This window comes from Endozoicomonas sp. ALE010 (genome assembly GCF_049310165.1).
Lineage (GTDB): Bacteria > Pseudomonadota > Gammaproteobacteria > Pseudomonadales > Endozoicomonadaceae > Endozoicomonas.
On record NZ_JBLYNV010000012.1, the window covers coordinates 1 to 13,052 of the forward strand.

General features: G+C 48.5%; 11 protein-coding genes. 6 read left to right on the plus strand and 5 right to left on the minus strand.

What is annotated here, in order from left to right; genetic code table 11:
• Positions 1-244 precede the first annotated feature (244 nt).
• The gene (gene tnpA, locus ACO6UY_RS07305; protein ID WP_422461143.1) at positions 245-439 is read right to left on the minus strand and encodes an IS66 family insertion sequence element accessory protein TnpA; all 195 of its coding nucleotides are present in this window, start codon (positions 437-439) and stop codon (positions 245-247) included.
• A 408-nt stretch (positions 440-847) separates the two neighbouring features.
• On the opposite strand from tnpA, the gene ACO6UY_RS07310 reads away from it, so the two are divergent.
• Entirely contained in the window at positions 848-2,047 is a 1,200-nt protein-coding gene (locus tag ACO6UY_RS07310; protein WP_422450835.1) for an alpha/beta hydrolase family protein, read from the plus strand.
• Between the two features lie 48 nt (positions 2,048-2,095).
• Here the strand turns inward: ACO6UY_RS07310 and ACO6UY_RS07315 are convergent, their stop codons facing one another.
• A complete protein-coding gene (locus tag ACO6UY_RS07315; protein ID WP_422461145.1) occupies positions 2,096-2,683 on the minus strand; it encodes a YecA family protein in 588 nt (195 codons plus the stop codon).
• Positions 2,684-2,953: 270 nt separating this feature from the next.
• Between ACO6UY_RS07315 and ACO6UY_RS07320 the strand changes: the two genes are divergently transcribed.
• Complete coding sequence (locus ACO6UY_RS07320; RefSeq protein WP_422450839.1) at positions 2,954-5,095, plus strand: hypothetical protein; 2,142 nt, start codon at positions 2,954-2,956, stop codon at positions 5,093-5,095.
• Positions 5,096-5,177: 82 nt separating this feature from the next.
• The gene (gene recQ / locus ACO6UY_RS07325; RefSeq protein WP_422450840.1) at positions 5,178-7,004 is read left to right on the plus strand and encodes a DNA helicase RecQ; all 1,827 of its coding nucleotides are present in this window, start codon (positions 5,178-5,180) and stop codon (positions 7,002-7,004) included.
• Here the strand turns inward: recQ and ACO6UY_RS07330 are convergent.
• A complete protein-coding gene (locus ACO6UY_RS07330; RefSeq protein WP_422450842.1) occupies positions 6,960-7,511 on the minus strand; it encodes a SprT family zinc-dependent metalloprotease in 552 nt (183 codons plus the stop codon). The two genes, recQ and ACO6UY_RS07330, sit on opposite strands and share 45 nt — an antisense overlap.
• 249 nt (positions 7,512-7,760) lie before the next feature.
• Positions 7,761-8,372 (minus strand): Yip1 family protein, encoded by a 612-nt coding sequence (locus ACO6UY_RS07335; protein ID WP_422450843.1) that lies wholly within the window; start codon positions 8,370-8,372, stop codon positions 7,761-7,763.
• A gap of 268 nt (positions 8,373-8,640) precedes the next feature.
• Here ACO6UY_RS07335 and ACO6UY_RS07340 point away from each other — a divergent pair, with 268 nt between their 5' ends.
• The 3 genes from ACO6UY_RS07340 to ACO6UY_RS07350 all read left to right on the plus strand — a co-directional run bounded on the left by ACO6UY_RS07340 (position 8,641) and on the right by ACO6UY_RS07350 (position 11,232).
• Positions 8,641-9,453 carry a glucosaminidase domain-containing protein gene (locus ACO6UY_RS07340; RefSeq protein ID WP_422450845.1) on the plus strand — a complete coding sequence of 271 codons (813 nt, stop codon included), beginning with the start codon at positions 8,641-8,643 and terminating at the stop codon, positions 9,451-9,453.
• Between the two features lie 22 nt (positions 9,454-9,475).
• Positions 9,476-10,342, plus strand: coding sequence for a DUF547 domain-containing protein (locus ACO6UY_RS07345; RefSeq protein ID WP_422450847.1), 867 nt, complete (start codon positions 9,476-9,478; stop codon positions 10,340-10,342).
• Between the two features lie 77 nt (positions 10,343-10,419).
• Positions 10,420-11,232, plus strand: a complete 813-nt coding sequence (locus ACO6UY_RS07350) for a DUF547 domain-containing protein (RefSeq protein ID WP_422450848.1) — start codon at positions 10,420-10,422, stop codon at positions 11,230-11,232.
• Positions 11,233-11,687: 455 nt separating this feature from the next.
• Here the strand turns inward: ACO6UY_RS07350 and ACO6UY_RS07355 are convergent, their stop codons facing one another.
• A complete protein-coding gene (locus tag ACO6UY_RS07355; protein ID WP_422450850.1) occupies positions 11,688-13,049 on the minus strand; it encodes a DUF1329 domain-containing protein in 1,362 nt (453 codons plus the stop codon).
• Positions 13,050-13,052 lie beyond the last annotated feature (3 nt).

Here is a 13,052-nt window from a genome sequence, read left to right on the forward strand (position 1 = left end):
TGATGCGGTGGCAATGTTCCAGTGCCCGTTGTTGTCTGTTCCACCTGGTAACCTGACATGGATCGCTTTCTTTCTTGTTTTCGGCTGTTTGCTGGCCGGTGCCTTCCGGCTTCAGTGGATGTTAACGGGGATGCCGTGTCTGCGGTTACTGAGGAGGAAGGTGACTGCATGGCTTCTTCGGGGATTACCTGTTTGCAGTTGGAGAATCGTCTGGGGATGACAACAATAGAACGTAAACGCGAATTTAACCAGCGTAATAGCCAACCCCGCCGGATCGGCTTATTCTTGAGGTGCCTTCACACAGTTTCTTTTTCCAATAACCAGGCTGTGATGGTCTGACGCCGTTTTGTCGGCACCAGGCTTTTTGGCTAAGCCCGGGGTCGTGCCAGGCTTCGATCCGTTGCAGCCATTGTTCTTTAGTGGTTTCTGGGGTGGTCATCGGAGCCTCCATGCAATCAGAGGCTTTATGATCCACGATCAAATCTCAGCGGGGTAGGACGTGGGTTATTTTGGCGGTTACACTGCATCCAGATGAAATCGTTTTCTTCGCTCCAACAGTACTGAGCCCACCCTGCCTGTAACAAACTGCCATCAGGCCCCTCACTACCCATCACTGAGGTTGGAAATACCAACATCTGTACTACGATACATCCATAACAAATCATCCAGTCGCCCGAAAAAAATCACTAATAAGTAGGTGGACGTTTGGTTTTAAATATTTGCCTCTATCAAATCATGGGGATGTCGTCAGTCTTATGCCTAGCAAGGGATGGAACTAATTACTGATTATATGGTCGGAAGTATACGAAGGCTAACGAGTACCTGCTTACAATATATCAGGCACCAGATGAATACCGTCGCACAATCCACCAGTAAAACAATGAGTCCCTCATTTCCCGCAAGCTGGCAGATGCCAGAAAAACAACCCATCACGAATGCACACTTTGGCAACCGCCCTGTGGCATCACATTTAGTGAGTACTTCCCTCTTAAGTGGACACCTGACACTTGCTGAACCGACCTCCCCATCATTGTCCAGTTATGGGATATCCCAATGCACATCAGTTGCCGGATGGATGATTGAAAACCGGCTTGGCCTATCCAAACTGTTGGGCTGCCGCCTTGTTTCAGCACAATACTGCTACCTGTTTTCCGCTAAAGCCCACTTCCCCGCCAAGAGTCAGGCGATTATAGATTCTGCCTGTAACGCCACCCATGAGGACGGTTTCAGGACAGAAAAAATTACCCTCTCCCATGACGCCACAACCCTTTGCGGAGTCATTTGCTACCCCGCAGAGCGACAGTCCACACCATTGTCAGACCTGATCATTTTTAACAATATGAATGGTACAACCATCTCAAACTTCTTTGACAAAGACAGGCTTGCCAGCACATCCCATGGACTGCCAGATGGCAAACCCACAGAAACACCGGGCAATATTCAGCAGATTCTGGGCTGTCCAGTTCTTCTTTACGATTACACGGGCACCGGAATCAACAAAAGGGCAGGACTTTTACGCTATGCTCCTGCGGCCACCGGCGAAACCGTAATCAAGGATGCCATGGCAGTCTTGCACACGGCACTGAACCAACCCGGTATTGACAACATCACACTGATGGGAAGTTCATTGGGTGGCGGCGTTGCCACAGTTGCTCTGGAACGCTATCTCAGTAATCTGGGTGAAGATGAGGCAATACGGACCAAAAAACGCCTTACACTGGTTAACCATGACTCCTACAGCACCACTTCAAGAGTCGTCATTCCACAATTACCCGAATTTGCCGATACCCTGGGTTGGTTGTTCGGTGCTCACATTGATGCAGCCACCCCCATGAAACAGTTGGTGGAATACCAAAAGGTGAACACAATCATTCTCTCACGGGAAAACGATCATACGATTCGCAAGGGATCCCGGATGTACGAAATGTTTGCCAATGCTGCGGCAAAAGAAAGCCATTTATCGTGGTACCATAGTAAACTTCCCGGACACTCAGGCCTTTCTGAAGACCAGGCTGCTTTTCTTAAAAGTAAAATGTGTGATAGTTGAAGTAGCCAGGGGCAACCAGAAGCATCGCTGGTTGCCAGTCAAACTAAACTATGAACGTCGTTTTCCAGATGGGTGAGGCTTTTTCTCTTCCGGTGCGTTGAAGATCAGGTAAAGCTCCATCAACACTTCAGGAATCTGGCTGCACATATCTTCTGTGAGCTTACTGTCCCTGCGAATATCCTGAAACTCCTGTTCATCATCAAACAGGCCTGAGGCCAGCATGATCGGCAGCAGGAGTTCACAGACCTCCTGTTCATTGGTCCCGAACCAGATGTCTTCATCGAGGAAGTGAGCCACCATAAAACCGATGCACCAGTTGGCAAGGGCTTCATCGTCGTGGTCTTCCAGCTCTTCGGATTCGCAGGAGAGGGAAAAACCCTCATCTTCGTCGTTAAATCCCCGGTCGATGGTCGTTTGCATTCTGGCAATAAGTTCATTCAACTCATTGGCAATGGCTGCTGGAAGCTCTACCTTACCATCAAAAATACTCTCGTTCCGTACCTGCTCGGTCAGGTCTATCGGGCAGATGGTCAGGGCTGTCAGGAAACCGTGGAGACCATGGTAGTCAAGAGTTCCTTCATTTTGTTCCGTAAAAGGCTGTAACAGCGCCTCCACAGAAGCACGGGTATTGGACATAGAGGGTATCCTGAAAGTTTGAGGGGGGGATTTTACTCTGGCTTTGGTGGAGATAAAAGTCTGTCCGGTGAAGCCTTTATCATGATGGGTTACCTGATAATGAGCATCACTGTTTTTTTCTTTTTATAGAACTAAATGTTGGTTGTTAACGTCTGATTGAGTGGAGTGATCAGCCCATAAGCCGTCCAAACAGTCTCTGATAAGGGTTGGACGTATAACAAAAAACATCAAATGTCGTTCATATGTATGGCGAATCTTTGGAGATTGAGCATGGATAATCCGAAGCCTGTAGGTAGACCTTGCAAAACATATAGCTTGCGATCTGATGATAAAAGGGATAAGCCTGTCAGAGAAGGGCGCATGAAGGATGGCAAATCAGTAGGGCCATTTAAGTCTTTGAGGTCGATGTTAATGCGTCAAAGGCCTGCTGAGGAACCGGTGTATGCTAAAAATCGACGTGATGTTGTGCATTGTGATAAGCAACTTGCCGGAAAAGTCAGTTCAGAAATACGTGGCAGGATATCCCGGCCAAGAGTTGGTCATGGGGCAGCGTCGACCAGTGCAAGGTCTCCTATGGGTAGTACTGAATTCGGGTCTGCACTGGATGTGATGAGAGGGATCCCAAGCCAGTCGGCAAAAGCAAAAGATTGCTTTTCTGCGTTTTTTTTTCCGGTAACCTTCTCCTGCAAGCTCAACGATGTTGAGGAGACACTTCCCCATGAAATGGCACGTAAGATTTGTGATAACGATGCCATCCGGGATTGTGCGGCTTATCTGGCAAATGGGGGAACCGAAAAAGTAAGATTAAGGAAATATGAAGAATCGTATCAGAATGACGCAGGCAGGGTTGATTTAACCATTATTAAAGAAGGTACGAATGGTGCTCAACCACACAAGTTCAACACTAAAGACTACAAGTGCAGTTTGAATCTTGCAGATGAATCTGTCAGTAATCACGAGGTTGAGAGGATGTTGGCTTCATATCTTGAGGGTCAGGGTCCTGAACTGTCGGATTCCTTGAAAATTCTTCTTGGGCAAGGCTTGTTGAATCAGCTATATGCGTACTTCTCTGAAATGGGGGTGAAAATGAGTTGCTCAGGATCTTCAAGCTGCACTCATACTTTGGAACTAAACGACTGGCGGTGTGTTTTGACATCAACAGTGACTTACAATGAGTATATCAGTGCAGATGGTAAGGCAAAAAGACTGAAATTACCTTGTTCTTTTTCTGTGATGATCAGTCTTGGTTCTTTGAGTAAAAGTGGTCATTGGCGCCTGAATGAAGCAAAAATAAATCTGAACTTTCATGGTAAGGTGGCACGACAGGTAGAGAGACAAATCAAGCCAACAGCTTCAAAGCGTCTACTCCTGGACATCGAAGCGATAGCCGGGAATGCCGGAGGAATGCTTGCTGCCCGGGCACTGAATGATGGCGGGTTGAGGCGTTGTAACAGTGAAGATAGCTTATTATCTTCTATGTCAGAAAAGCCAAAAAACAGAAAAACCTATTTTAAAAAAGGTTTTTTGTTAAAAGATAATAAGGTGTTTTTATGTGATACTACTTTGAGTAAGTATGATGTGCGGTGGCAGTTGAGTAAATTTAACTGGGTGTCCGATTATAATGAAAGTTTAATAATAAGAGGTATCCATTCTGATGGTAGTCATGCTGACATGGAAGAGATTGTGGTGCGATGCTCAAATTTACTGCGCTGGTATCCTTCAGGAAAAAAACAGTTTTTTGATTTTTGGCTTGAGGATCATATTGATACGCTGAAGAATTATGGTGTTCCTTATTTGAGTGCTCTTAAACAAGCGGTTCTAGCTGAATGCAGGTGTTTATGGAATGCTCAGTTTCAAGAGTATCTAGATAAATATTTAAATTTCAATTACCAGGATTATGCCGGTCAGGTATTTCCAGAATTAAGTATACAGGCTAATGGGAGTGAATTTTTAGAGCTCGCCGTTGCCATTTATAAAAGTCAGGAAAATACATCAAGCGTAGTGGCTTGGGTGAAAGCGTTGAATGACATTCGTCAGGAATTAATGGCGGCAAAATCATTGTCCAATAGCGTATGTGCCGAGTATCTTCTCAAACTGGGAAAAGCCAAGGCGGGCAGCTTTTCAATTGTTGCCAGTTATCGAGGGTGTTCCCCATTAAAACACAAGCCAGCTCGTGAACTGGTGCCGTACTTTAACCGATTCTCAACCGCAGGCCAGAAGCTGGTCAGCATTCTTCTTTATGAGAACATGAACAGACTAAAGGTGATGTGTAAGGCTTCATGGGTTGGTCATTATTTGACCGCTATAGAGGTGCACAATAATCCCCATGAGAATGATGAATTTGTCAATAACTTATCCAGAGATTTAAAGTTATGTATTGAAACAGATGGGCGACATATGGCGATAGTCTGATTTGTTGGAACCTATCAGGATTTGATGAAGATGCTGGCGAGTATCCGTATACTTGCCCTTTTATCAGATGCGATTCTGTTCAATGCCTGATCCTGCTCTGGATATTTTAAAAAATACATTTGGTTACCAGTCCTTTCGAGGATTCCAGCAAGAGGTAATTAATGAAATCGTTGCTGGCCGTGATGCCCTGGTATTGATGCCTACAGGGGGAGGGAAATCGCTCTGTTACCAGATCCCCGCATTATTAAGAGGTGGTACGGCAGTTGTCGTTTCTCCTTTGATTGCCTTGATGGATGACCAGATTAACAGTCTTCGGGAGCTGGGTATTCGTGCCGACTGTCTGCACTCCGCCATGCTGCCGGAAGACCGGCTTCAGGTTGAACGGGAACTGCTGATCGGTGATCTGGATTTATTGTATGTAGCGCCGGAAAGACTGCTGACTGAGTCGATGCAGCGGCTGCTGGATCAGATTCAGGTGGCTTTGTTTGCCATTGATGAGGCTCACTGTGTCTCTCAGTGGGGGCACGATTTCCGGCCGGAATACCTGCAGCTCTCCTGTTTGCAAACACGGTTTCCCAGGGTTCCCAGAATTGCCCTGACAGCGACGGCCGATCAGAGAACCCGCCAGGAAATCCGTGAACGACTGGGACTTGGAGCAGCCCGGGTATTTATCGACAGCTTTAACCGACCCAATATTTTCTACCGGATCAGCCAGAAGAAGCAGGGTAAGCAACAGCTACTGAACTTTCTTAATAAAGAGCATCCCGAAGATTCCGGAATTGTTTATTGTCTTTCCCGTAAGAAAGTGGAGCAGACTGCCCAGTGGTTGACGCAGTCAGGGCGAAAGGCGCTGCCCTACCATGCCGGGCTTTCACCGGAAGAACGGCGGGCAAACCAGCACAGGTTTATCGTCGAAGAAGGGATCATTATTGTCGCGACCATTGCCTTTGGTATGGGGATTGATAAACCGGATGTGCGGTTTGTTGCCCACCTCGACCTGCCAAGAAGCATTGAAGCCTATTATCAGGAGACCGGGCGTGCGGGGCGGGATGGCCTGCCTGCTACCGCCTGGATGGTTTATGGTTTACAGGATGTGGTGCTGCTCAAACAGCTGCAGGCCCGCTCCAGTGCCAGTGTGCATATTCAACAGATAGAGCAGCAAAAGCTGGATGCCATGCTGGCGCTTTGTGAGGTGACCGGATGTCGACGACAGGTGTTGTTGAATTACTTTGATGAGCCTCTGGATAAACCCTGCGGCTATTGTGACTTGTGTCTTGAGCCACCGGAAATATGGGATGGGACCGAAGTTACCCGCAAGGCGTTGTCCTGTATTTACCGCAGTGGGCAGAGCTTTGGGGTAGCTCATCTTGTGGATATTCTGCTGGGGAAAAGCACTGATAAAACCCGCCGTTTTGGTCATAACCGGCTTAGCACCTTCGGTATCGGCACCGAGCTGGATCAGAGCAGCTGGCGGTCGGTCTATCGTCAGCTGGTGGCCAGAGGGTATGTGAATGTGGATCATGACAGTCACGGAGCCCTTAAATTGAATGAGCGTTGCCGTTCACTGTTAAAAGGTGATGAGCGTATTCAGTTACGCCGTGATCGATATGAGCCTTCCCGGAAGTATGAGCAGGAATACCGGGAAGTTGGTCGTGTTGTGGTGGAAGCCCATGATCAGCAATTGTGGGAGGCTTTGCGCCAATGGCGCCGTAGCCATGCTGAGGAACAGAATGTCCCCGCTTATGTCATCCTGAACGACAAGACCCTGATGGAGCTGATAAAGGCTCGTCCTCAATCCCATCTTGAATTGTCGAGAATCACCGGAATAGGGCAATTCAAGCTGGAGAAATACGGCGATGACTTATTAGCAGTTTTGGGGGGCAGCCAGGGCGTTACCGAGGAATGTTAATGGCCCTTTACAGGCGGTGCACAGATAGACCGTTCCCCGTTGTGAGCGGTTGTGTCGTATGGTGCTCAGGTGAATCGTCTTGCCCTGACAGTGGCATCGATACAGCCACTGCTTCCGGCTGCTTCTTCCGGTGTCGTACCGGTGACAACGATCGGCAGGAAGTCTGAATACCCTGGTCATGATCCCCTGCCACTCTCTGCCATGGGCCCGGATGTTTCGGCCAAACAGTTCATAGGCCAGCAGGTGGGCCACCTCGTGGGCGACGGTTTGTTGGATAAAGTGCTCACGGTTTTCCTGAAGCAGCACTTTATTGAAGCGCAGTTGATGTTTTTCAATCCACGCCTGACCCGCTGTCTCCCCGGTGAGATCCAGTCGAATATAAGGTTTTTTAAACGGTTGTTGAAAAAAGCGTTCCGCTTCCTGATAAAGCTCAATAATCCGCTGTTCAATTTGGTGAAGGTCGTTCGGCAATGGTTTGTCTGCTCCCTGAGTTTGCCCGCAAATCATAGTGGATTGCTCAGGATTGTAAAATCCGTAAGGCACAAAAAAAGCCGTGTAAAACGGCCTTGGGAATAGTCCTTGAATAATTTCACATTTTGGAGCCTCCAAACTCCGTTCGTCCTGAGGCTGTCGAAGGGCGTAAACTCCCAAGCATGATAGGTCGTGCCCGGGACCCTTCGACTCCGCTCAGGGTGAACGGAGAGCGAGTTCTAAATGTTGGAATCATTTAAGGATAATTAATCATTAAGATTGGGACTAATAACTCTGCACATACTCAGGCCCAATGCCCATACCCCAGAAAATCACGGTGGTGATCATGATGGCAACCAGAACCACCAGGCCAATACAGAGAACCGAGCTGGCATAGATAAAGCCCTGTTCCTGAGGAATCTTCATAAAAATATGGAGACCGCTGTACAGCAGGTAGGCCGTGGCAGATACCGCCACAGTACCGGCAATAATAGCCAGCCACAGGGATGGATAGAGACCGCAGATACCAATGAGAAACAGAGGATAGGCGGTATAGCATGTAAAGGCTGTACAGTCTGCCAATGACGGGTCGCTGTTGAAGTTACCGCTCATCCAGTGGATAAACCAACTCATGACCGCAACGCCACAGACCATCGCCATCCAGGCAAGGATGGACATCCACAGGGCACTCTCAGGTGTGAGTCTTACCACATTGGTGCTGCCGGGAAGGCTCCAGCCAGACATCGTAGTACCAATGTAAGTGCAGATGGCGGGCAGGGCTGCCAGCCAGATGATTTGGCCAAGGTAGAGCTGGATCAGTCCGGGCGGGTTCTTGCGAATGCTGACCCATTCGTTGTCGGGCTCAGTAAGCAAGCCCCAGAAATGGCTTAGGATCATAACAGTGCCTCCGTGTGTTCGGCAGGATATCAGGCCGCTTCTTCCACTGAAGTGGTGGATACTGATACTGACCGGCGCTTAACCTTTGTTATTATTATTGGCTCTCTGCAGAGGTTTTCCATCGCAGAACCGCGTTAAGCCGCTCCTCAAGTGTTGTCATGTTTCGCCCGGTTTGTAAAGAAACTGAACGTTTTTTAGTGGATTTTCTGCCTTTTTTGGCCATCAGCCTTTATTCTGTTGCTAATCAAGATGTTTTACTGAGGTACTCATGCTCAATAAGATTGATAAAATTATGTTGGGTGTTTTTCTGGCGTTAATTGTGCTGTCTTTGGTGATTCACTGGCAGGGTAAGTTTGCGTCAGGGCCTGAAATACCGGAACCGGTGGCGGTTGAAAAGACAGAAGCGTTGCCGGTTGTGACCATACCGGATTTCAGCAGCATGGTTGATGTCAAGGCCAAGAAAAGTGCTTTCTTTGGCTTCTTATTGCCGATGGTGCAAGAAGAGAATGATACGATTTTACAAAACCGTCTTCGGATTATGGCGTTATCTTCCCAGTCAGAGCTGACGGAGAACGATCAATTGTGGCTGGCTGATATGGGTAAAAAGTACCGTATTGGTGATGTGTCAGCTTTTGATGAACCGTTTTTTGCCAGGTTGCTGGCGTCTGTCGATATGATCCCTGCTTCTCTTGCCCTGGCTCAGTCGGCCAATGAAACCGCGTGGGGGACTTCACGATTTGCCCGACAGGGTAACAACTTCTTTGGTCAGTGGTGTTTCCGACCGGGATGCGGCATTGTACCCGGGGCTCGCCCGGCAGGAGAGAGCTACGAAGTTCAGAAGTTTAAGGATGTTGCGGCGTCGGTCCGTGCTTATATGCACAACCTGAACACCAATCATCAATACAGGGCTTTGCGACAGCTGCGGGAGCAGAAAAGAGTCAGTCAGGAGCCAGTCACAGGCGCTGATCTGGCCCATGGTTTGCGGGCATATTCCATCCGGGGTGAAGAATATATTGAAGAACTGCTTTCCATGATCAACAGCAATCAATTGCTGCGGTATGATTTAAATAATCAAGGCTAAATAATTAAAAGAAGGAATTCCCGTGACCGTATCATTCAGCAATTCTGCCTCGCTCCGTTTTTGCTTTGCCAATCTATGGAAGCGAGCAGTAAAGGCATTGTCTCTCGGTGCCTTGCTGCTCATCCTTCCGGGCCTGGTGATGGCAGCGCCTGCCAGCACCTACTGGGCATTTTGGGACAAAAGCAATCCAGAGTCTTCTGCGGTGATCAATCACCATCTCTGGCAGGAGATACTGGATACCTATCTGGCACTTCGCCCGGGTGGCAATCGTTTTCGATATGGGTTGGTCAGTCAGGAAGATCGGGACAAGCTTGATAAATACCTGAGGGATATGGTCTCCCTGGACCCAAGGACATACTCTTTGGCGGAGCAAAAAGCGTACTGGATCAACGTTTATAACGCGTTAACGGTTGATCTGGTGCTGGAACACTATCCGGTTAAATCCATTACCAGGATTGGCCCATGGTACCAGTTTGGCCCATGGGATATGGATATCACCCAGGTAGCGGGGCAAAACCTGACGTTGAATGATATTGAGCACCGGATTCTCAGACCACTATGGGACGATAGCCGTATTCATTATGCGGTGAACTGTGCCAGCATCGGTTGCCCGGATTTGTCCCCAACGGTGTTTACCGCAGACAATACTGAGCCAATGCTGGATGAACTTGCCAGGCGCTTTATCCGGCAGGAAAAAGGCATGAGCTGGGTGGAAGGCAAACTGACGCTGTCGCGTATCTATGAATGGTATGAACAGGACTTTGTTGATCAGGCGGGGGTTGTTTTGCATCTGCGCCAGTTTGCTTCTCAGGCAAATGCCCGGCGGCTGAAAAAATATACCGGTACGATTCAGTACCAGTATGACTGGCGATTGAATGAGCTGAAGTAGCCCGTTTCTTTGCCGATCTTAATCAGGCGCTTCACCAAAGGATGGCTCTGAAATAACGCTAAAAAAAGGTGCCATGTATGGCCAGATACGTCGTTTCAGCTTTGCTCTTATTGTTCAGTATTGCGGTCCAGGCGGTTCCATCCCCGGATCTCTGGTCATACTGGGATAAGGCTGACCAGAGTAGTGAGCAGGTGGTTGATCACTCACAATGGCAGAACTTTCTGGATCGCTACGTAATACTCTCTGAATCAACCGGAATGTATATGGTTGAGTATGGGCGTGTTACCAAAACTGAAAAAGGCAGTCTGGATGCTTATCTGAACAGTCTTGCCGGGCTGGACCCCAGAAAGCTGAATCGTACCGAGCAGTTGGCTTATTGGATCAACCTGTATAACGCATTAACCGTTGACCTGATCCTTGATTACTACCCGGTCAAGTCCATTACCAAGTTGGGTAAGGGATGGTTCCGTATGGGGCCCTGGCGAGATGAACTTATCATGATTGCTGGTCAGACTATCTCCCTGCACGATATTGAGCATCGAATTCTCCGCCCCATCTGGAACAATCCCCGGATTCACTATGCACTGAACTGCGCCAGCATTGGCTGCCCTGATTTATTGCCTGATGCGTTTCGGGGAAAAAGGATTGATCAACAGCTGGAGGCAGCCGCCCGACGCTTTATTAATCAGAAAAAAGGCGCAACCCTGGTCAATGGTCGCCTGGTGCTGTCCAGTATTTTTGATTGGTATGAAGATGACTTTATTGATAAAGATGGGGTATTGAACGAGATAAAGTCATTTGCCAGCGGTGACTTAAAGCATCAATTGGAAAACTACAGAGGGCGGATCAGTTATCGTTACAACTGGAAGCTTAATGAATACAGGCCGTAATAAAATAGAGTTGTCTGGCAAAGCCTGCGCCCGGCTATATTGCCACTAAATTCAGCAGTCGTATGTTAGCGGATGGCGTTCTGAGGGGGAGATGTGGGACAGTACCGGCAAACTGGTGGCCGTCTGCCGACAGTCTGCAATCATTCGCGTGCCTGAAGGCAAGCTTGTCTTACTGAGTTAGATAATCATGTTATACATCTCATCCGTGGGAACAAGTTCAACAGGGCTTTGCTGCACTGGTACACGGTTTCAATGTATTTGATGGGGTCCCTCTATCAATGACGCCCAAATTCCGTTCGTCCTGAGCGGAGTCGAAGGGCGTACACACCATACCCTGAATAAAGACTGTGCCCATCACCCTTCGTCCGTGCACCCTGAGCGGAGCCGAAGGACGCTCAGGGTGCACGGAGATTGTACACATCAAACTCATCGAAATGATGAGGTTATCAGTGAGTTTAACGTTTGCCCAGTCGACGCAGGTTGGCTGATTTCCAGAAGGAAAGTGGCTTCTGCTCTGCCAGTATATTACGCATGCCGACATCGCCATTTTCCATATTGGATACGGAATAAGTGGCATTAGCAAGGTCATGATAGACAGTAGGCGATGACATCATGGAGGGGATCTCATAAGCCATTTTCAGGTGAGCTGTATTTACTTTCCATAATCCTCCCCGGCTATCATAGGCTTCCATAATGGCACCCGCCCAGCTGTCTTCATCCAGATACATACGGCGCTTGCTGTATATATGTCGGTTACCTTCTTTCAGGTTGCCCTCTATCACCCAGACACGATGCAGTTCCCAACGGGTATAGTCAGGATTCAGGTGGTGAGGAGTCAGCAGCGTCTCACTCGAAAGGTCTTTACTGGCAAGCGCATAGCTATTATAGGGAATATACATTTCCTGCTTGCCCACGATCTGCCAGTCAAAGCGGTCCGGGGAACCGTTATAAAGATCGACTTCATCGGTGAGTATAAAGCCGGTAGGTGTGTCATAAGCGGTGGTGGGCGCTTTCTTCACCCGGCGCTGCCCTGGCAGATAAATCCAGGCTTTTCTGGGCTCTGCCAATTGATCAACGGTCTCTTTAACCAGTGTCAGCTCACCAGCATCACGTACCGGTGTAATCTGCTCCCTGAGATAGAAAAACAGCGTGTTGTCCAGCTCCTCGGCTGTTACGTTTGGATCATAATACTTGAAGTAGGCGTCATACTTGGAGACCTCACGCTTCACTTGTCCGGAAGGCTGAACCAGTGCCGCTTCATTCACGCCTTCCACGTTAATGCCCTGCCACCGGGTAATATGATTCCAGATAATTTCATTGGCATTTTGCGGGATAGGGAAAGGTATTCCGGCAATAGCGCCACTAAAACCATTACCGTCGTTGGCCAGCTGGGCGCTGGTGGCGTTATTCAGCGTATTGTTTACGATGCGCTCCGGTGCTGTAAACGTCCGGTGTGTTTTATATACCGGAATACGGAATGTATCTGGATAGGCTTCGAGCATGGCGATAATACCAGTACTTAGCTTATCCTGATGCTCCTTATAATTTTCTGCCGTGATTTCGAACAGGGGTTTTTCATCCGCGAATGGGTCGACGCGTGTCACTCTTTCCGGGTCGTAACCATTGTCAACAGAAACCAGTTTGCCGGTCCAGGCTGGAATAGTGCCCTCTTCATTGCCCGCTCTTTCTGCACCAAAAGGGGTGAGTTCGCTGGTTAATCGCCTGGCTTCCATGTTATCAACGGCTGCCAGCGACAAACTTGAAAAGGTAATGCCGACCGCTATGGCCAGCGTTGAAAATAAGGGTCTTGTTTTCATCTG